This window comes from Streptomyces nanshensis (genome assembly GCF_001751255.1).
Taxonomy (GTDB): domain Bacteria; phylum Actinomycetota; class Actinomycetes; order Streptomycetales; family Streptomycetaceae; genus Streptomyces; species Streptomyces nanshensis_A.
The window spans coordinates 1-19,866 of sequence record NZ_LJGW01000042.1; the positions used below are offsets into that span (position 1 = coordinate 1).

The following is a 19,866-nucleotide window of genomic DNA, read 5'->3' on the forward strand; positions in this document are numbered from 1 at the left end:
GGGCGCGACCGTGGGCGCGCCGGGTCCGGCCGGGCGGGGATGCCGGTCCATGTCGCCGAAGGTGTCGCGTCCGCCGCGTCCGGAGAGCCTGATGGCGCGGCGCAGCCGCCGTCGGGCGGCCATGCGCGCGACGCTGCCGATCATGCTGCGGCCGCCCATTTGCGCGCCGCCGGCGGAGACGACGCCGTCCAGGCGTCCGCGTACGCGGAAGGCCATCACGGCGGTGCAGATGTTCAGCCCGGCGACGGCGAGCCAGCCGTAGGTGGGCAGCAGCGACATCACCGCGACGGTGACCAGCATGACCGCGCCGGTGAGCATGGTGGTGGTGAAGGAGACCATCACCAGGCCGAGGAGCATCTCGAACCACTGGACGCCCCATTGGCGGGGCTTGCCGGGAATGCACCACATGCAGGCGAAGGCGACGCCGCAGACCAGCAGCAGCAGCGCGCCGATCAGCGAGGCGAGCGTGGCGAAGGCGAGGGCGAGCATGAGCCCGCAGAAGATGATGGCGGGGACGATGGCGGCGAAGAGCACGCCGATCCGTCCGCCGGGGTTGTGTCCCTGCCGCCAGGCGACTGCCTCTTTGCCGACGGTGTCGGTGTCGAGGTTCTCCGCCAGGTAGTCCTCGCGTGCGTCGAGGTCGGTGCCCTTCTTCAGGACCTCGTCGCCCCATTTCTGGCAGGCCTTGATCGATCCCAGGTCCGCGATGCACCAGGGCACGGCGACGTAGGTGCGCCACACGGCGTCGCTCGCCCTGCGGATGGTGTTGTCCTTCTCGTTGTCCGTCCAGGTCGGCTCGGGCGTCTTGAACGGCAGTGCGGACTGGTCGCTGCCGGACAGGCCGCTGCCGACGGTGCGCATCGCGACGGAGGCGCCGAGCTGGCGTCCGTTGTCCACGCCCTTGATCCAGGTGCCCGGGGCGGTCAGCAGCGTGGTCGCGAGCGCGGCGGAAGCGAAGACCCACGCCATCTGCCCCATCACCGAGGTCTGGGAGCTCTTGGCCCAGGCGATGAACACGCCGACCACCACCGCGGCGGGCAGGAACGACTCGACCATCGGGCCGGCTGCGCCCTCCAGGGCGCGGGCGATGGCCTTCTCGATCTCCGGCAGGGAGACGACCTTGAAGACCCACTGGGTGATGACGACCGCTGCACGCCCCACCGTCACGATGACCTTCATCAGGGCGACGCCGACCCAGTAGAGGCCGTAGTCGGTCATGTCTCCGCCGGTCACATCGTCGGAGAGCTGTTTGTCCAGGTCGTAGGCGTCCGGCTTATAGCTCTCGAACAGGGTGCCGTTCTCGGGCGGCTTCATCGGGGAGGGCATCAGGTCACCGACGCCGCCGGGCTTGTAGTCGCTGGGGTCGTCGGCGGCCGCGGACGGCGCGAGCACGAAGGCGGTGGCCAGGATGCCCAGCAGCGGGATCATCAGCGTCCGTATCCGAGGCCGGACCATCCATAGGCGCATCGCCCAGGCGGCGAGGTGGTTCAGCAGGGTCATGGCGTGTGCTCCAGCACCTCGTCGACGGGGTCGTCGGTGTGGCGGTAGCGGGAGCCGACGTCGGCGGTCTGGCTCACCCGCCAGGTGACGCTCTGCGGGACCAGCCGCAGGGCGTAGCGGAAGGGCTCTTCGCCGCTGCGGTGCAGGGTGACCAGTGCTCCCTTGCCGCGGGGCTGTGTGGCGGTGGCGGCAACGTTCTGGATGTGGGAGACGCGGATGTCCAGGTGTCCGCGGCCGGCGTCGCTGTCCTGTTCGGCGAAGTCGTCCTCGTAGCGGGCGATGCAGCCGGGGATGGTGCCGCCGTCGGCTTCATGGTTGGGCCGCATCGCCTTGGTCTGCCAGCGGCACATGTCCGCCGGGTCGGACGGCTTGTCCAGCCAGGCCTGCATGTAGGAGGTGGCGGCGTGCTTGACCTTCGCCCTCTCCACTTCGGCGGTCTGCCGGCTGCTGCTGCAGGAGGACAGCAGCGTCAGGGCGGTGACGGCGGTCAGGCCGGCCACGGCGGCGCGCGGCAGGGTTCGAAGCGTCATGGCGGGGTGCCTCCTTGGGGCGTCAGCGGTGCGGGGCGGCCTGCGGCGGGCGGGGGTCACGGGCTCTCCGAGGCTGGAGGCTGCTGCTTGTGGACACTGACCCGCTCCGGCGTCGTGCCGTCGCTGTCCCCGTCGCCGCTGTCCCCGTTGGCGTGGGCGTCGTTCTCCGGGGCGCTGGTGGCCTGGTCCTTGGGGTTGGTGGACAGGGCCGCGAGGAGTTCGGCGGTGGGGGCGTCCCAGTGCATGGTGGCGACGCGGTCGCGGTGGTCGCGGATGATGCAGTGGCCGTGCCGGATGGCGCCGTGGGCGCTCTTGCTGACGCCGTGCAGCAGGGCGCGGGTCGCCTCGGTGTTGGGCAGGCGGAGCAGTTCGGCCATCGCCTCCTGCTGGGAGCGGGTGGACTGCTCGAACGCGCAGACGGTGGTGATCGCTTCGATCAGGCCGTCCAGGCCGAGCAGCGATTCGGGATCCTGGGTGTCGATCGCGAGGGAGGTGTCCAGGGCGCGGCCGGTACGGCCGACGTAGTCGAGGAAGCGACGCCCGTCATCCGTGGCGGTCAGGATGTGCACCTCGGGGATCGCGATGAGCTTGGGGAGGTTGCGCAGGTCGGATCGCGCGGAGGTGTGGAGGGCGTAGGCGATCAGACCCCGCATCAGGGCCAGGGAGGCCCGCTCGTTCATCGTCATGTCCCCAGGCGGCGTGCCTTTCTGGGGCAGCGTCAGTCCGGGGACCTGCACCAGCCACAGGCCGGGTTCGGGGAGTAGCGGGGAGGTTCCGGGGACGGGCCGGCCCAGCAGCGGCGCGCCCAGCTGCGTACGCGACAGCTGCTCGAGGGCTTCTCCTGCCTCGACGGCGAGCGGGTCATCGCTGCCGAGGAGGTGTTCCACCACGCGCCAGGTGGCGGGGTCTTCGTGCTGGGCGATGGCGTTGGCCGAGCGCAGCAGGCGGGTCTCGACGCCGTCGGCCCGCATCCGTTCCGGCAGGATGATCAGCAGTTGGGAGACCACCTGGAGCGGTGCGTCGTCCTTGGGGAGCAGGCGGAAGACGTCGCAGACGGCGGGGGTGTCCGCGCCGCACGTGACGTGGCGCGAGGGCAGGCCGAGGTATTCACCGGCGCGGACGAGGCCTCCCTCGTCGCCCTTGAAGCCGAGCATGAGGGCCCAGGCGCCCTTCATGCTGGTGGTGGTCGTGCCCAGCATCATCGCTGTGGTCTTGCCGCGGCCGCTCCTGCCCACGAAGGCGGTCGTGGTCGCGTCCCCGCGGGCGCTGCCGGCGGTCAGGTCCAGGCGGCACACGCCGGGTGTGGTGCCGGTCAGCAGACCGGCGATCGGGCCGGTCTCGTCGCCGGCTTCCGAACCGCCCCAGAACCAGGAGGCGGCCAGCGCGTGGGTGTCGCGGATGTGCCCGAGGTCGCTCACCCGCAGCTGGTCGCCGATCTGCGTCTCCAGCCACAGCTCGCGCTGTTCCTCGGTGGCCACGACGACGTCGATGTTCATGCCGGCGTAGTGCGCGATCACGGCGAGGCAGCGGGCGCGCAGGTCCTCCAGCGACTCGGTGGAGGAGACGATGAGGCGCGGGTGGTCCTCGAGCAGGGTCATGTTGTCGCGGCTCATCTGCTGCCGCAGCGACTCCATGACGCCTTCGGTCTCTTCCGTCTCCGCGAAGGTCTGCCCGGCGGTGCCTTCGGCTGCGGAGTTGCGCTGCTCCTTGGCCTTGGTGCGCACCCGGTCGACCTCTTTGATCGCCCGTCCCTTGGCCCAGACGGTGAAGCGCACGCTGGCCTCGGGGCAGACCAGTTCCTCCATCCCGGTCTCCGGGTGGCTGTAGGTGATCTCGCTCAGGCAGCGCAGCCACTCCTGCTCCCCCGGGGTGATCAGCTGCTCGGGGAAGGCCGGCATCGCCAGCACGCTCACCCATGCCGCGGTCTCTCCGCGGGCGCCCATCATCCGGACGTGATCGGCGTGCGGGATGGCCTTGGACTGCGTCAGGCGCACGAGTTTCGCGCCGGTGACGGCTGGGAGGTTCGGCGGCTCCGGCTGCGGTCGGTAGGACTCACGGGCCACTGCCCACGCGAGAAGCTCCACCGGGGCGCTGCGGGCACGCCACGGTGTGGCCTCAAGCCGGCGCTCCAAGCTGCGGACGATCGCCTCGAGTTGGGCGAGTTCGCCGTCCGCCAGGCCCGCGTTGTGGCGGATACCCAAGGCGCCGCTGGTGCCGCCCTTGACGGTGGCGCCCGCGGCGGTGTCCCGCTCGGCGATGCGTACGCCCAGCAGCAGGTGCCGCTGCGGCAGGCGGAGGGAATCCAGGCGGTGGGCCCACATGTCGGCGAAGGCGTCGACGTCGCCGGCGGTGAAGATCTCACCGGCTTCCCGCCGGTAGGTCTCTCCGTCCAGTTCACTCCAGATGATCTTCAGGTGGGCCTGGTAGCCGGGCAGGATCTTCGCCAAGCCGAGGGCAGCCTCGTCCTGTTCGATGTCCTGCCGGTCTTCGGGCATCAGGTCGCTGTTGGTCGCCGAGAGCACGTACCACGCCTCGGCGGCAGTGTCGGTGACGACGATGCCGTCGGCGATGGCGACCAGCTGGGGCTCGCGCATCAGCCGCTCGGCGCCCAGGCCGAGCATCTTCCCGACGCGGGAGACGCCCTTCTTCGCGGCGCGAGCGCTGGTGCTGGCGGTGGTGGTGCTCATCAGGTCCTCCTTGCGGGGCGGGCTCAGGTCGAGCGGTCTGCGGGCTGGCGGAGCGCGGCGATCACCCGTCGGCCCCTGGTGCTCCGGTGAGGGCCAGGTGCGTTGCCTCCGGCTCGCTCAGGTGCAGCACTTGCACGGCGGTGACGCGGCGTGGGCTGACCAGCCGCATCCGTCCCGGCCGCAGATCGCGGTGCGACGGCGGTTCGCCCAGCAGCTGGGTGGTGACCAGAAGCGACGCTTGCGGGGTGAGGGACGGAGGCACGTGCGGGCAGGCGAGTACGACCTGGAATCCGTGGGGGCGTCCGTGGGCCAGCAGCGTGATCAGGGCGTCCATGCCGCGGGCGCCCGGCCACGGGGTGTGGTGGAAGGCGTCCATCTCAGCCAGTGCGCGCTCCTCGATGAGGACCGCGTGCCGACGGTCGCGGCGGTCGGCTTGGGAGGACTGGGCGGCGTGGGCCAGGTGGTAGAGCTGGTGGTGCATCTCTTCGGGGTCGTCGTAGCGGGTGAGGTGCGGCAGACCGGTGGCCCAGCGGTGCTCTCCGACGGTGTCGAAGAGGTCGACGTGCACGCCGTGTCGGGCGAGTTGAGCGCCGAGGGTGCGCAGCAGCGTGGTGGCGCCCATCCCGGGCGGGACGAGGGCGAGGGTGTGGCCGTCGGCGGGGGTGAGTCGTACGGGCTCGTCGCCGGCGGCGAGCCCGATGACCGGGTCGACGTCCTGGCTCCAGCCGCGTGGCATGTGCTGCCGCAGTGCGAGCTGCCTCGGTCCGCGTGCTGGGCGCCCGCCGGTCAGGACGCGGCGCAGCCGCTTCAGCGCACGGCGGTTGGAGTGCGTCATCTCTCCTCCCCCGGGGTCGGCGCCTGCCGGGCGAGCGCGCGGGCTTCGCGGTCGTCGAGGTAGAGGGCTTGCAGCGTGGTGACGGGCCGGCCGGGCATGGCGAGGTGGACGCGGCCGGCGACGATCGACGGCGGCGGTACGGGCCACACCTCGGGGGCGACCCGCTGCCACAGGGCGATCCCGCCGTTGGCCAGCACCCGGGTCGGGCACAGGCTGCTCACCGGCCTCCCCTCGGTGCCGGGGAAGTCGCCGCGGGCGTTGCCGGCGAGGATCTGCACACCGCGTGCCGGGCCGTGGAAGAGCAGCAGGACCAGCGCCTCGATGCCGGGGGCTTCCTCCAACTGCGTTTCGGGCCGGGTGTGCTGCCAGTACTGCCGCAGCCCGTAGACGAGCGTGGTGACGTCCTCGATGAGGATCACCTGCCGGCCGCGCCATCCGCTCCACTGCCGGGTGCCGTCGTTCAGCCCGGCGGCGGCGATCAGCAACCGGTCGTGGATCGCCTCGATCGTGGAGAGGTAGGTGACGTGGGGAAGGTGCTCGGCCCACCGGTGCGCGCCCGTGCCGGGGACGAGGACATCGAGTTCGGCGCCGCGGGCCAGAACCTGCGCGGCCAGGGCGCGCAGCACGCTGGTGGTGCCGCCTCCGCTGCCGGTGGCGATCAGGACGTGATCGGCACCCGCGGGCAGGTGGACGGGCCGGTCACCGCCGGCGAGCCCGAGCAGCGGCTCGTCGGCGGCGGCCAGCGCCGCCGCGGTATGGGGATCGCTCAGCCGCACGGTGCTGCGCAGGGCGGGGATGGGGATCGCGGTCTGGTCGCTCATGCCGCGTTCCTCGCTGCCTTCTTCGCCGCGCGGCGGCGCCGGCGCAGCTTCTTTCGGGCCTTCATCAGCGCGTCAGGGCCGTACAACCGCACGCGCGGCGTCAGCCGGGCCGGCGGGCCGTACGATTCGGCGGGATCAGGACCCTCGTCGGTGAACAGGCCAGTCAGGCCCGGCAGGTGCCGCAGCTGGGGAATGCTCTCGGCCAGGCGCCGGGCCCGCAGCCGCCGGCCGCTCGGCGGTGCCGGGATGCGGCCGCGGCCGATGACGGGGCGGAGTCCGGCGTAGAGGTAGTGCCACCGCACGGCCCACAGCAGCAAGTTGGTGCGCCGCCAGTAGACCGGCGAGCGGCGTACGCCGTAGTAGGTCAGCGCGATCGGCGGCAGCAGGAACAGGGGCACCAGCGGGCGGGGCGGGAAGCCCAGCAGCATCAGCCAGGCGCCCCACCACACCGCGCCCGCGATCGCGCCGTACTTCAGGGTCTTGCGGGAGACGCCCTCGCCCAGGTCGTACCCCAGGATCTCGTGCTGCCGGGTCTCGATGTCCCAGTGCCGGCTGTAGGTGGAGGAGATGCGCACGATGACCTCATCCCGGGATGATCGAGACGGCCTTGTCGCCCACGGCCGTGAGAATGTCGATGGCCTCGCTGGGCTGGGCGATCACGTACGCGACGATGGCGGCGCCGGCCAGGTCGGTGACGAACTTGCCCCAGGCGCCCTTGGCGTAGTTGATGAAGACCCTCGCGACGAGGAACAGGCCGAAGAGGCTGCCGATGATCGTCAGGACCCACGGCGTGAGCTCGTTTCCTTGCATGCGGCATCGACTCCCTGACAGAGGTGGTGGAGTGACGGGCCCGGCCGAGCGGCCGCGCCCACGGGCGGTGGCGGAGGGAGGTGGTCAGCCGGAGGAGGTGACGGCCTGGACCTGCCATCGGCTGGCGGCGCTGGCCGAGACGGTCGTCAGCGTGATCCGGTAGGTCTGCTGCAGCTCGCCGCCGGCGAGCTTCCAGGTGACGGTGGCGGTGCCGGTCCGCTTGTGGCCCGATCCTTCGTCGATGGCCCAGTCGCCCAGCGACGCCAGGGCGATGCCGTCGCCGAGCGGTTCGATGTCTGCTCCGGGGGCCGCGGCCTGGTCCTCGCTCCCCTCCGCCCACGCGGTCAGGAAGTCCTTCACCGTCCTACGGGTGTCCGCGGACAGGCCCGAGTCGGAAGCCGGAGCGTCCGGCTCGTCGTAGGGAACGGGCGTGGGCAGGCCGACCAGCGCCGGCTGCCCGGTCACCAGGACACGGCCGTGGGTCTCGGTGACCGGCACTTCAAGCCCCCGCCAGGCGGAGGTGACCTCCTTGCCGGAGCGCCCGGAGTTGTAGCTGACGCGCACATCGACCCGCACGCGGGCGCGATGGTCACCGCGCTGGGTGACGGGGCCGGGGATGGCCTGGGCCGCGACCTGCGCGCCGGAGCCGTCCCAGCCCATGGTGGCGTCGGCGCCCTTGGCCAGGTCCCGGGCCAGTTCCTTCTCCCGGGCCTTGGGAGAGCGCGAGTCCCATGTCATGTACGAGCGGGCGAAGCGGGCACCGATCAGCTGCGCCTGCGTCTCGGGAACGGCGTTGTGCCGCTGTTCCTGCCCTGCGTCGCGCCCGGTGCTCGGCGGCGTGGCCGGGTACAGCCACGAGCGGACCCCGCTCACGATGGCCAGGGCGATCAGCGCCCAGATGACCACCCGCCCGCCGCGGCGCGCCCAGGCCCGCCGGCGGGGTTCCTCTTCTTCCTCCCAGTGAACGGAGGCGGTCTCCCGCTCAGGGGTCTGCGGGACGTCGTGAGACGACGCGGCGGTAGCCGCGTGGGAGTGCTCGTCGCTGGTCTGGCCGGGTTTGGACAGACTCAGCATCTTCCGCATCGCACGCTCCCTGCTGTTGAACACGCTTCGGCATCAGGGCTCTCCCGCTCGGGCGTGACGCCTGGTCACGCCGCGGGGATGCCACGGCAGGAAACGTAGGAGCGGGCGCCTGTGGATAAGTTCCGGCGACCCGAGGGCGTGCTGCTGTGGACGGCGCCGACCGGGACGGGATAGGACGAGGCCACAGGCCGCGCGGTGATCCGGTATGGCGCACAGCCGAACAGAAACCCCGAAAACGGGAGAAATAGGGGCATGCACGCCGTTACGGGCCCGGCGGCGGGGCGGTGCCCGCTTCCGGCAGCGGCGTAGAGGCGCTGGAGGGTGCCGCGGTCGGCCGCGGCCGCGGCCGAGCCTCGCGGCGCTGCGCCTCAAGTGCCGTCGGGTTGACTGTCCTCGGTAGCCTTCCTCCTCGTCGCGTCCAAGGGAGGGCTCTGGTGTACCGACGCTTCGCGCTGGGAGGCGGGACGTTCACCCTGTGGTGGGGTCGGCACCTCCGCGCCCGCCGCGTCACCGCTGATGGTGTCCCCCTGGCCCCGCACGCCGCGGACTTGGCCGCCCGGCTGACGGCCGGCCTCAATACCCACGTCATGACCCGGCGCTGGGGAAGGGGCACGCTGTTCTACCTGCTTGACGCCGAGGGCCGGCCGCTGTGCGACCACGGGGAACATCTGGACGGCGCGAGGAAACCCAGCCGGGAAGCGATCTGGCCCATCCCCGTCGCCAAGGCGCACGCCAACGGCGACAGCGGCATCGTCGTTCATCTTGCCGCCGTGCCCGGCACCGCCGTCCGTTCAGCGGGGAGCCGCACCGAGACCGTGGAAGTCGCCGCCGACCTCCTCGTCCGCCATTACAAACCTGCCCTCGCGGGGCCCGCCTCCGGATGACGAGCCAGGACGGCCGGTCGAGCCAGCTGAGCACGGCACACGCGCAGCCCGGTGGATGTGCAGGCGGGTTCGGCCCGGAAGGCCGCCCAGGGACGCTGGGACGTCGCCGAAGGAGGGCGCGGCATCGCTACGATGCCGACCATGCGCCCGAAGCCGTCCCCGTTCCACGCCGGAGCCACGGCCCCGGACGACTGGGTGGCCGCCGCCCGTTTCGCTGCCGACCACGCAGCCGAGTTCGCGGCCTCGGCAACCATCGAGCGGGAGGTGCTGGGGCACTACATGGCGGCGTACATCGTCTCCGACCGGACGGCAGACCAGCAGGTCCGGCAGCTCACCGCGCGGATACTCCAGACCGGCCGCCTCACCCAGTCGCCGTCCGGACACCGGCTGGTCGCCCACGCGCATTCCCAGGACGGCGCGTACGCCGTCCTGGTGAACCCGCCGGACAAGAAGATCATCGGCTATGACGGTCCCCGCGAGTCCTGGTTCGAGAGGTCGACCCGCCTCCCGCTCGAGGACCTGCGCCGGCGGGCCTCCGCACACGAGCGCAGCGTGGGCCGTGATTCCGCGCTGCCTGTCCCGAGCTGGCCGATGTTCCCGCCCGGTCAGGCCTACGACTGGCACGGCCGCCCGGTTGCTGTCCCGTGGGAGCGACGGCCGATCACCGACGAGGACACCGTCCGGCGGGCCGGACGGACTCCCACCGTGGTCTTCCAGGCCGACGCATTGAACTCGCCCTTCTTCCAGAAGGTCCCGCTGGAGGACCGGCCGGCGGCGATGCGGGCGGTGCTCGACAAGCTGCTGCGCGCGCCGAGCAAGGGCACGGTGCACATCGCGCCGGACCGGATCACTGTCACCGGCGGGAAGGTCACCCTGACGCTGTCGCGTGACTGCCGCATGGTCAGAACCCTCAACCCGCCGACGGGCAACACACCTGCGCTCTACAAGGCCAAGCGCTGGCGGCTGCCCGAGAAGTGACCCGTCGACACCGACACGCCCGTCAGCCATGCAGGAGCCGCGGACTCCTGCGAGTGGCTGTGCTTGCGTGCGGGCAATGCGGCGCGCGGATCGGCGATGATGAACGTCGAACACCGTGATTCCGAAAGGTAGTTGAACGTTGCCTGAGCTTGGCTCGCGTACGGCCGGACCGGTGGCCGAGACCCCCGTCATGATCGACAAGCGGGGAAGTGTGGACCGGGACGACGCTCTCCTGGTGCGCCGCGGTGACGACGGCTGGGAGCTGGAGGTCTACATCGCCGACGTCGCCTCCGGCGTGGCCCCCGGCAGCGACGCCGACGTCCAGGCCTTTCAACGCCGGGAGTCGGCCTACGGCGGCGTCCGGGGAACGAAGAAGATGCTGCCCCGCCCGATCGAGACCCGGCTCACCCTCGCGGAGGGCCGCTCGTGCGCGGCCGTGCGGGTGCGGGTCGAGCTGACCCCGGACGGTCTCGTACGCGCCACGCACGTCGACCGTGCCCGCCTCGAGGGCGCGGTAGCGATGGACCACGGGCAGGTGGCGGGCGCTCTTGCCGAGGAGCAGCATCCGCTGCGGCCCATGCTGCGTGCTGCCGCCGACCTCGCCGAGGTGCTGCTGGCCCGGCGGCGGGACGGAGGCGCACTGGCGCTGTATGACCTGCTGCACGGCTGGGCGACCACGGAGGAGGGCACGCTGGTGCAGGTCGCCCCCTCGAAGCGGACCATCGGCTACAAGATCGTGCAGGAGTGCATGATCGCTGCCAATACCGCGCTCGCGAACTGGGCCGCCGCCCGCGATCTGCCGGTCCTCTTCCGCAACCACACCGTGGCCAACGTTGCCCCGCCACGCGCGGATCTGCTCGCCGACCTCGAGACCGCCGTCGCCGACGGAACCCCCGCCCGCATCGAAGCCTTGCAGCAGCGCGCGCTGCTGGTGATGCGCCGGGCCGTCTACGCACCCCACATGGGAGGGCACTGGGGGCTGAACCTGCCCGGCTACGTCCACGCCACCTCCCCTCTGCGCCGCTACGCCGACCTCGTCACCCAGCGCCTGATCACCAGCACCCTGGACGGCGCGCCCCTGCCCTACACGGCCGAGCAGCTTGATGCGATCGCGCAGGTCCTCAATGCGGGTGCCGCCGCGGACGCCGAGGCCAAGAACCAGCGCTTCAAGGACGCCCGTCACCGTGAAGCCCGTCAGGCCGCCAGCACCCAGCAGGACTACTCCGCTCTCCCGGACAGGCAGTTTCACGCGGTCCTCAAGCGGGCCGCTGCGGAGAACATCGCCAACCCGGACTTGGTCAAGGATGCGGCACGGCGTGCTGAGGAAGGGCTTCTCACCCACCGCCAGGTGCAGATGGTGCTGCTGGAGACCTCGGGAGAGGAGTGGGAGCCCGCCCGGCAGGCTTGTCTGGACGTCCTCGCCCAGTCGCCCGAGGAGGCGGTGAGCGTGCTGTCCGTGCACGCGCAGTCCACGGGCCAGGAGCTGCCGGCGTTCTGCGACGAGGCGAAGGGCAAGCCCCCGCACACCGTCTTCACCGTCCAGGCCACCTTCAGCCGGCACAGTGGCCAGGCCCGCGCGGCCTCCACCAAGAAGGCGGCCCGGCACCAGGCGGCTCTCAGTCTGCTCGCCGATCTCGCCGGTCTGCCCGACCCGTCTGCCGACCACGCGGAGCAGATTCCGGCGCCCCCGAAGGAGACCGTCGCGGTCCCGGCCCAGGGGCGGCAGCCGGTCATGGTCCTCAACGAATATGAGCAGAAGCGGATCATCGGTGAGCTGCAGTACGAGTCGGCGCGCGAGGGACCTTCACATGTGCCGACCTTCATCTGCAGCGCGTCGGCGCGTCATCGGGGTGAAGTGCTGACCGCGCAGGGCACAGCTCCGGCGAAGGCGGCGGCGAAGTCGGAGGCCGCCGCCCGGCTGCTGCAGGAGATCCAGGCCCGGCAATGACTGAGCGCGGCGGTCTCGCGGCGGCCGCGCGCGGAGCGGCTACTCCTCGTCGTCGGTGCGGGTGTAGTAGGCGGCGATCTCGTCGTAGGTGAACAGGTCCTTCCCGTCGCGGCGGATCCCGGCAGGGAAGTCGCGGCGCCGGCGCTTGTGCTGCCGCATCAGCTCGGGTTTGACGTGGAGGCCCTGGTCGGCCATCAGGCGTGAGATCTCCGCCAGGGTGAGCCGCTCCGGTCCCTCGCCGGCCGGCGGCTCCGGGGCCGTCTCGTCGTCGGGCGGGTTGACCGGCTCCGGTGCGGTGTCACGCTGCGGTTCGCCGTGGGTGTCACGCTCGTCGTCACGCGGCTCGGCGTGACGGTCCCCACCAGCGGAATCGCCCGCGGAGAGGGCCTTGTGGAGGCTGACGCCGGGCGGTCCGATGGGCTGGGAGACCTGAAGCAGCGACGGGAGCCGCTTGGGGCTGCGTGTCGGCGGCCGGCCGAAGAGGTCGGCGGTGCTGTAGCCGCGCTCGGCGCGCAGTTGCAGGCACACCTCACGGAAGTCCTCGGGCTCGGCGTACGGCACCTGGATCCACAGTCGGCGGTTGCCCTCGATGACCATCATCCGGCCGGCTCTGTCGATCGATTCGGGCACCGGGGAGGTGTTGACGATCATGCGCCACTGGTTGGAGTTGAAGTTGCCCATCAAGATCAACCGGAACATGTTGCGCAGACCGCGGTTGCCGACCGCTGCTTCCCGCAGGTCCTGGAAGACGCCGATGATGGTGACGTCGACGTGCCGTCCCATCCGCATGATCGTGGCGATGTCGCCCCAGATCGGGTCGGCCGCCGGGTCGCCCTTTTCCTTGTGCTCGGTCCACCACTCCTTGGAGGCGTCGCCGAACTCGTTGCCCTCCTCCAAGATCAGCGTCAGCCGGGTGAAGGTCCGGGTGGGGTCCTGCTCCTTGAGGTAGTTGCGGGCCTCCACTTCCCTGGCCGCCCAGGAGATCGCCGACCGCATGTCCGCGATGTTGCCCGGGTCGTTGTAGAGGTGGATCCCCTCGACGCCCTCGAAGCAGTTGATCGAGGCCATCTTCACGTCGACGCCGATCACGGTGGCACCCTGCGCGACGAGCTGCGTGATGATCATCTGGAGGAAGGAGGATTTGCCGCCTCCGGAGCCGACCGACAGGGCCCACATCGCCGTCTCGCCGGTCATCGCCTTGATGACGGATTCGAAACCCTCCGCCATGCCCAGCAGGAACTGCCCCGGCTCGCAGCGGGCGATGACGTCCTGAACCTCGTCGCTGAAGAAGTCGACCTTCTCGGGGACCTCGAGCTTCACCTTCTGCTTCGCCGGCTGGAACAGCACGTGGAAGGGGTGCCGCTTGAGGTTGTACTCCGCGGACCAGGCCCCGCCCATCCGGGCCTGGACCAGTTCCCTGAGCATGTCCTTGTGGCCGTCCTGGCCGTGCCAGCCGTCGGGCAGAGCGATGCGGACGAACGAGCGGTCCAGCGGGATCTTCACCGCCTTCAGCCGCTGCTTGTCGTCCCAGACCGGCATGACCTCTTTCAGCGCGAGTGACAGCGGCACCACGAGCGTGCGCATGTGCCGACGGCGTCGGCGGCCGGCCACCTGCGCGGCGATCAGCACCGGCAGCAGGGCGAGCGCCGCACCGGCCGTCCACCAGATGACGCGCTCGTGCTGCCCCTGCATCCAGGTCCAGGCCGCCCACGCCGCCCAGCCGACGAACAGCAGCCGCAACGCCGCGACCTGCCACCGCGGCAGGCCGGTCACGGGCGCGGACTCCTCTTTCAGCGGCGCCCCGCTGAGGAACCGGCCCATCACGACCAGGAGTTGCTCGACGCCTTCCTCGATGCGCTTGTCCGTCGCGGTTGCCATCGCCTACCCCCTCCTCTCGGGCGCGTACGTCGTCCTGTCCCGTCCGCGGCAAAGCCGCGGCTCGCTCGGCCGCACACCGGTGCCGATCCCTGGTGCGACACCCCGCCGCGGGCGTTCGTCGCGTTGCCGATGACGGCAGTGGGGTTCGAGACGGGGCGGCCTTGGGCTGGCGCTGCCGGGCGGCGCAGCGGCGGGCGACGGGTGCTGGGCTGCCGGCCCGGATCGCGCGGCTGTTGCGGGCGGTTCGGGTGCCGCGGTCACCGGGCTGCCCTGGCCGGCTCGGGCGGGTTCTCTGCGGCCTTGCGGACCTTGTAGACCTGGCCGCGGTTGACGGTGCGTCCGTAGGTCGCCAGCCATTCCACGATCGCCGAGTCGTCGGCGATACCGGTGGCGGCCAGGGCGTAGCGGATCGCGTCGGCGTTCGAGGCAGCGGTCTTCACCTGCTGCCGGTGATCCGCCGACTCGCCTGTGCTTCCTGCGCCGCCCGGCGAAGAGCCGTTCGTACCCGGCGAGCTCGTCTGCCGGGCGCTGTGCGGGGTACCTGCCGCGGCGGACTGCTGCTGCCCCGCGGGTGGCTGCACGGCGCTGCTTCCTCTGCGTGGCGAAGAAGCAGCAGCTGTGGCGGAGTTGCGTCCCCGAGCGGTCCCGGGGCGCTTGCGCTGCTTCCGCCCGGGCGGTTTCGCCTTCCCGGGATCCGGCTGGGCGTCTTCCGCGGCGCTGTCGGAGCCGGCGGTGAGGGCTGAGGGGTCGATGGGGATGCCGTACCGCGCCAGCTTCAGCGGCATCAACGCCTCGACCGGGGCCTCGCGACGCCAGCGACGGCCGTAATCGGCGTGGAGCCGGGCCTCGTAGACGAGGCGGTCTTGTTCCATGCGGATGACCTCGTCATAGCTGCGCAGCTCCCACAGCTTCATCCGGCGCCACAGGCGGAAGGTGGAGGGGAAGGCGAGCAGCCAGCGGGAGACGCGTACGCCCTCCATGTGCCGGTCGGCTGTCAGGTCGGCGATGCGGCCGATCGCGTGCCGCGCGGCTTCGACGGCAACGATGAACAGCACGGGGATCACTGCGTGCATGCCGACCCCCAGGGCGTCGGGCCACGCGGCCGCGCCGTTGAACGCGATCGTCGCGGCCGTCAGCAGCCAGGCGGCCTGACGCAGCAGCGGGAAGGGGATCCGAATCCAGGTCAGCAGCAGATCCAGCGCCAGCAGCACGACGATTCCGGCGTCGATGCCGATGGGGAAGACGGGCGCGAAGGCGCCGAAGCCCTTCCGTTCGGCGAGATCGCGGACGGCGGCGAAGGACCCGACGAAGCCGATGGCGGCGATCGTCACGGCGCCGATGACGACCACGGCGATCAGGGCGCGGTGCGTTCGCTTCAGCGCCACGGCCCGGACGATGCTCTCGCGTGCGTCCTGTTCAGTCACCCACGCAGCGTGCGGCGATCAGCCTGTGGACAAAGTCCGCCCACGCGCCTGGGACTGGGAGTTCGGGGAGTCGGCGTCAGTTCACGGTCGGCAGGGCGCCGATGGCGGTCTGCCAGGGGTAGACGTCGAGATCGCCGTGTTTCGGCTCGTGGGGGGTGAATCCGTCGGGGCCGCCCATCAGGACGGTGACGCCGTTGGCGCGGAGGAAGTCCACGCTGCGGGGGAGGGCGGGGTGCGCGGCCTGTGCGCGGTTTAGGTACGGGAGGGCGACGAGGGGGAGGCCGAGGCCGATCGCCTCGGTGATCAGGCCGAGCGCGAGGGTGTCTGCGTGGCCTGCGGCCCACTTGTTGAGCGTGTTGAAGGTGGCGGGGGCGACGAGGATCGCGTCGGCGGGCGGGAGGGCATCGTCCTGGCTCGGGAGTTTGTGCTCGTGCCGTACGGGGTGGCCGGTCAGCTCGCTCAGCTCGTCGAGACTGCCGTCGCTGTCCTTCTCGGCCCACCGGTAGGCGGACGGGGTCAGGATCAGGCCGACGTCCCAACCGGCCGTCTGTGCGGCCCGGATGCCGGTGGCGACGCGCTGGGCGGGCGGGGCCGCGCACGCGATGAGATACAGGGTGTGGGTCACTGGGGCAGTCCACAGCGCCCGGCGAGCTCCCGCAAGCGCCCCTGGGCGCTTCCGGCTCCCAGCAGGCGCAGGTCCTCGATGAGTTGGTGGGTCCGGGGACGTGAGCGGATCTCTTCTGTCGCCTCGCGTTCGGCGTCCAGGAGGGTGTCGACGGCTTCCACGCGGCGCCCGGCTTGAGTCAGGCCGCGGGCCAGGTCGGCGAGGTGGTGTGCGCGTCGTTCGCACGGGAGGGCGGCGCGCGCGTGGTCGGGGATGCGGGCGGCGACCGCGGCGGCGTCGGCGCCTTCGGACAGCTGCACGTGGGCAGCGACGCGGTAGAGGCTGACGTTGGTGGGACCGTACGCGGTCCACAGGGCGTTGCCGTCGGCGCCGAGCTCGTCGGCGTGCTCTTCGGCCTGGTTCAGCAGGTGCGGAACCGCGCGGGCGGCGTCGGCCGGGGCGGTGGCGTCGTCGCAGACGGCGGCGGACGCCTGCGCCATGGCCGCCTTGAGGTAGAGCATCCCGAGAGTGGACAGGCCGCTTGCGCCGCGCGTCTTCAGTTCGGGGTCGAGACGCTCGGCCGCGGCGACGGCGAAGCGCGCCGCCGCATGGGCCTGCCCGCTGTGGGTCATCGCGTCGGCGAGGTGGCGGGCGGCCGAGGCCATGATGACGGGGTCGCCTGAGCGTTCGGCGGCGGTCACCGCGCGGTGTCCGGCAGCTGCGGCCAGGTCGTAGGCCGCGAACTTGATGCTGACGGCTTCGGTGAGTTGCAGTGCCATGGACAGGGCCCGGAACGCGTCCAGTTGGTTCTCTCCGTGGTGCCGGGCGGCGGCTCCGTTGGCGTCGCTGAGGAGTTCGGGGATCAGGCGGCCCAGACGGGAGAAGTGGGAGCGCTGGAACGCGGTCCAGCCGTAGGCGACCCGGCTGCGCAGTACCTCCACGGGTGGTGGTTCGGCGTCGCCCGTGCTCGTGCCGGTGATCAGGTCGTGGCTGTGTAAGACGGCGCGGATGGCCTCGAGTTCGGCGGCGTCGACGCGCTCGACTCCCGACGCGTCGGCGAGCAGCGTCTGCAGCCTGATCGACAGCACGCGGGCAGCGGACTCGAGGACGGACAGCCGGGGATCGGTCTGGCGCTTCCCGCCTTCCAGGTCCTGCACCCAGCGTCTCGACTGCCCCATCAGCCGTCCGAAGTCCTGTTGGGACATGCGGCGTCGGCCCCGCCAGTAGGCGATGCGGCGTCCGATTCCCTGAGTGTCCATGGCCGAGCTCCAGGCCGCGATGAGGGGAGCGATGCACGCACGGTGCGTGCCTACTCTCCGTTGTACTGCACTTACGTTGGCGCACATGCCGGAGTCCGCGAAGAATTCACCCTTGTCAGTCTGGTCCGCGCTGCTCGTCCCGGACGATGCGATGATGACCAGCCGTGCCTCCGCCATCCGGCTGGCCGCCTGCGGTCGCGAGTGGGATGCCCTGGTGATCACACCGCTGGCCAGAGGACTCGCCGCCCTGGACGTGCTCAACGTGCCGACGGATGGCGGATATCCGGTGCTCGCCGATCACACGCACCAACAGCTGATCGTCCTCGTGCCACCCGGCACCGCCCACGCCGGCGGCGCCCTCCCGGGCGTCCGGGTGCTCACCCGCGGCTCGTGGCTTCTGGTTCCCCGGGGGGACCTGGGCTGCTACCTCGCCGTATGGCTGAGCTCTCCGGGCCCGGAGCGGCGTTTTGTGGACGCCAAGGCGTTGCGCGCGGCGGTCTCCACCGTCGATGCGGAGCAGGGCAGCGGCGCGCCCCGGTGACCTGCCGCGTTCCGGCCGCGGGTGGGGTGACGGCGGCTCAGCTCGATGATTCGGCCAGCCGGCCGGGCCACAACTTCGCGTCCAAGGCACGCATTGTGCGTGCTGTCGGGGCGGCGGGCCCGTTGTAGCGTCCGGTCCATGATGCCGATTACGAGCGAGTCCATCCCGTATCAACCGCAGTGCGCTGAATGCGTCGAGCTACAGGGAGACGAGGAGCAGGCGCGTGCGGACTTGGACCGGAGTGGTGAGGTCGACTGCCGCGTCCGCGCACGCTCGCACCTCCGCGACGTTCATGGCATCACTTCGCTCCCGTGACCTCATCCCCTCAGAGGGTCGGCCGGCGGTGATCGCCGGGATCGGCCCGGGCGCCGGCACCTATCTGCGGGGGCGGGTCATGGCGTTGCAGGCGGGAGGTTCCGGCGGTCCGCCGGTCTCCACTGGATCGTGATGACGGGGCGCTCGGCGTCGGGGTCGGCGACTTCGACCACGGCCGCATCCGTGGCGAAGGGCTGGCCGGCGATGTCGACGCGTGTGAGCGCGGCGGTGCCTTCGGGGACGTAGGCGTCCTTCGCGACGGTCGTGGTGAGCTGCCAGCGCTCCTCCCCGTACTGCCCGCGCTCGGGGAAGTTCGTCCATGCCGCCTGGCGGATGGCGAGCATGGTTCCGTCGGCGAAGTGGATCGCCCCGGTGCGGGTGTCGTGGTCCGCGAGGTGGGCTGCGGGGCCGCGCGGGCGTCGCTGTTCCGGCTCCGGCGTCTGGGGTTTCGCCGGTATGGGGAAGCTGTGTCCGCAGCCGGTGAAGGACACCTCCCGCGCAGTGCGGGTCCAGGTGCCGCGGCGGGCGCAGACCGGACAGGGCTGCGCGTACAGGTCGCGTCGGTCCTGCTCGTCGGTGAAGTCTGCGGGGCTGTCGAGTTCGGCCTGCTGGGCGGCGATGTGTCGGCGCTGGAGTTCCTGCCAGGCCTGCCAGGTGAAGGTCACGGGCGTTGTGCTCAACGTTAGATCTGTCCGCACGACCCAGCGCCCTGCGCTCGGCCGTCGCCGTGGGGGCGTGCCGCACTTTTGCAGCTGCATTCCATGGTGTGGAAGCGCGCCCTCAGACCACGCACCGCTCGCCCCTCCCCTCGCTCGTGCGATCGCACGAGCGACCGCGAAGTGGATCACCTTAACGGCAAGAAGGCAGCGGGTACCACCTGCCCGTGGGCGCCAGGTGCGGGGTGCTGGCCGCGGCCCTCTACACCGCAGTCGACCTGACCTGGAGCACTCCGAGAGGCTGGAGATGCCCGTCCCATCCGCATCGGCATCTCTGCCAGCGATCTCCGGGGGGTGCCTGGCCCGCCATGTACGCGCGGACGGCGGCTCGCTCTGCGCGCGGCGTGCTGCACCTGCGGCGGCTGCCGGCGGCAGGTTGAGGGACCGCAGTCAGGAAGACTGCTGCTCGCCGGGCTTCTCCCAGGCGCGGAGGCTGTTCAGGACTCGCGTGACGGGCGCGGAGTCGGCCGGCTGTGCCAGCTGGTCCAGGTACCGCAGTGCGGCGGAGAGGTAGACGGCCAAGCTCGCGTACTGCAGCGGTGTCGTGCACGGGAGCACCTTCTCGATCTGCTCCAGCCAGTAGGCCGCCTCCTCGTCGAGGTTCAGCTCGCCGCGCACCGCCAGGAGTGCCCGCGCCACTTCGGCGGTGACGGTGTGCCGTACTTCCTCCAGCTGCTCCCGCTCCCGCGCGGCCCGGGCCGCGGCGGCGATCTCGGCCTCGGCCTGGGCGACGGCTTCGGTGGTCCGGCGTACGGGAGTTGCACCCGGCTGGGCGGACAGCTCATCGGCACGCTGGCGGCGGGACTTCTTGTAGGCGCCGCTGGCGCTCTCGAGCGCGTAGTACCCGGCGATGGTCTCCCACCACGCGCCGGCCTCGTGCGCGTCGCGAGCACCTCGGCCCTGGTGAATGGGCAAGTTCTGGATCATGTACTCCGACAGGAGGGTTCGCTTCAGCCCGCTGGCTTGGCGTGCGGCCGGATCCGTGAGCGCACCGAAGTGCTGCTCCGCGTAGATCAGCACGCCCCACAACTCTGTGGCTGGCGGCATCCGTTC

Annotated in this window: 18 protein-coding genes; 4 read left to right on the top strand and 14 right to left on the bottom strand. The window is 71.3% G+C overall.

From position 1 onward, the window contains the following. The 8 genes from AN218_RS02055 to AN218_RS02090 form a co-directional block, all read right to left on the bottom strand. Window positions 1–1,500: hypothetical protein (locus AN218_RS02055; RefSeq protein ID WP_141747403.1), on the bottom strand; the 1,500-nt coding region annotated here is incomplete at its 3' end. Further along, window positions 1,497–2,030, bottom strand: a complete 534-nt coding sequence (locus AN218_RS02060; RefSeq protein ID WP_070014720.1) for a hypothetical protein — start codon at window positions 2,028–2,030, stop codon at window positions 1,497–1,499. The genes AN218_RS02055 and AN218_RS02060, both read right to left, overlap by 4 nt. A 56-nt stretch (window positions 2,031–2,086) precedes the next feature. Beyond that, complete coding sequence (locus AN218_RS02065) at window positions 2,087–4,717, bottom strand: ATP-binding protein (protein ID WP_079131732.1); 2,631 nt, start codon at window positions 4,715–4,717, stop codon at window positions 2,087–2,089. A gap of 61 nt (window positions 4,718–4,778) precedes the next feature. Beyond that, a complete protein-coding gene (locus tag AN218_RS02070; RefSeq protein ID WP_070014721.1) occupies window positions 4,779–5,552 on the bottom strand; it encodes a hypothetical protein in 774 nt (257 codons plus the stop codon). After that, entirely contained in the window at window positions 5,549–6,373 is an 825-nt protein-coding gene (locus AN218_RS02075) for a hypothetical protein (RefSeq protein ID WP_070014723.1), read from the bottom strand. The genes AN218_RS02070 and AN218_RS02075 overlap by 4 nt, the downstream gene beginning before the upstream one ends. Further along, entirely contained in the window at window positions 6,370–6,948 is a 579-nt protein-coding gene (locus tag AN218_RS02080; protein ID WP_070014725.1) for a hypothetical protein, read from the bottom strand. The genes AN218_RS02075 and AN218_RS02080 overlap by 4 nt, the downstream gene beginning before the upstream one ends. Window positions 6,949–6,955: 7 nt before the next feature. Further along, window positions 6,956–7,183, bottom strand: a complete 228-nt coding sequence (locus tag AN218_RS02085; RefSeq protein ID WP_070014726.1) for a TcpD family membrane protein — start codon at window positions 7,181–7,183, stop codon at window positions 6,956–6,958. Window positions 7,184–7,267: 84 nt separating this feature from the next. Continuing rightward, complete coding sequence (locus AN218_RS02090) at window positions 7,268–8,266, bottom strand: conjugal transfer protein (protein WP_070014727.1); 999 nt, start codon at window positions 8,264–8,266, stop codon at window positions 7,268–7,270. A gap of 548 nt (window positions 8,267–8,814) precedes the next feature. Here AN218_RS02090 and AN218_RS02095 point away from each other — a divergent pair. The 3 genes from AN218_RS02095 to AN218_RS02105 all read left to right on the top strand — a co-directional run bounded on the left by AN218_RS02095 (window position 8,815) and on the right by AN218_RS02105 (window position 12,076). Then, window positions 8,815–9,150 carry a hypothetical protein gene (locus tag AN218_RS02095; RefSeq protein ID WP_141747404.1) on the top strand — a complete coding sequence of 112 codons (336 nt, stop codon included), beginning with the start codon at window positions 8,815–8,817 and terminating at the stop codon, window positions 9,148–9,150. 141 nt (window positions 9,151–9,291) lie between these two features. After that, window positions 9,292–10,128 (top strand): hypothetical protein, encoded by an 837-nt coding sequence (locus tag AN218_RS02100; protein ID WP_141747405.1) that lies wholly within the window; start codon window positions 9,292–9,294, stop codon window positions 10,126–10,128. 172 nt (window positions 10,129–10,300) lie between these two features. After that, a complete protein-coding gene (locus AN218_RS02105) occupies window positions 10,301–12,076 on the top strand; it encodes an RNB domain-containing ribonuclease (RefSeq protein ID WP_070014731.1) in 1,776 nt (591 codons plus the stop codon). 39 nt (window positions 12,077–12,115) lie between these two features. On the opposite strand, the gene AN218_RS02110 is transcribed toward AN218_RS02105, so the two are convergent. The 4 genes from AN218_RS02110 to AN218_RS02125 all read right to left on the bottom strand — a co-directional run bounded on the left by AN218_RS02110 (window position 12,116) and on the right by AN218_RS02125 (window position 17,241). Continuing rightward, window positions 12,116–13,954 (bottom strand): hypothetical protein, encoded by a 1,839-nt coding sequence (locus AN218_RS02110; RefSeq protein ID WP_070014733.1) that lies wholly within the window; start codon window positions 13,952–13,954, stop codon window positions 12,116–12,118. Window positions 13,955–14,211: 257 nt separating this feature from the next. After that, window positions 14,212–15,333: a DUF2637 domain-containing protein gene (locus tag AN218_RS37755; protein ID WP_244900202.1), complete on the bottom strand. Its 1,122-nt coding sequence runs from the start codon at window positions 15,331–15,333 to the stop codon at window positions 14,212–14,214. 121 nt (window positions 15,334–15,454) lie between these two features. After that, window positions 15,455–16,003: a flavoprotein gene (locus AN218_RS02120; RefSeq protein ID WP_070014735.1), complete on the bottom strand. Its 549-nt coding sequence runs from the start codon at window positions 16,001–16,003 to the stop codon at window positions 15,455–15,457. Beyond that, entirely contained in the window at window positions 16,000–17,241 is a 1,242-nt protein-coding gene (locus tag AN218_RS02125; protein ID WP_070014736.1) for a helix-turn-helix domain-containing protein, read from the bottom strand. Before AN218_RS02125 ends, AN218_RS02120 begins: the two co-directional genes overlap by 4 nt. Window positions 17,242–17,353: 112 nt before the next feature. Between AN218_RS02125 and AN218_RS02130 the strand changes: the two genes are divergently transcribed. Continuing rightward, window positions 17,354–17,782, top strand: a complete 429-nt coding sequence (locus AN218_RS02130; protein WP_070014737.1) for a hypothetical protein — start codon at window positions 17,354–17,356, stop codon at window positions 17,780–17,782. A 392-nt stretch (window positions 17,783–18,174) separates the two neighbouring features. Here AN218_RS02130 and AN218_RS02135 read toward each other — a convergent pair whose 3' ends face one another. Then, on the bottom strand, window positions 18,175–18,777 hold the full coding sequence (locus tag AN218_RS02135; protein ID WP_141747406.1) for a hypothetical protein: 603 nt from the start codon (window positions 18,775–18,777) through the stop codon (window positions 18,175–18,177). A gap of 426 nt (window positions 18,778–19,203) precedes the next feature. Continuing rightward, window positions 19,204–19,860, bottom strand: a complete 657-nt coding sequence (locus tag AN218_RS02140; RefSeq protein WP_141747407.1) for a hypothetical protein — start codon at window positions 19,858–19,860, stop codon at window positions 19,204–19,206. Window positions 19,861–19,866 lie beyond the last annotated feature (6 nt).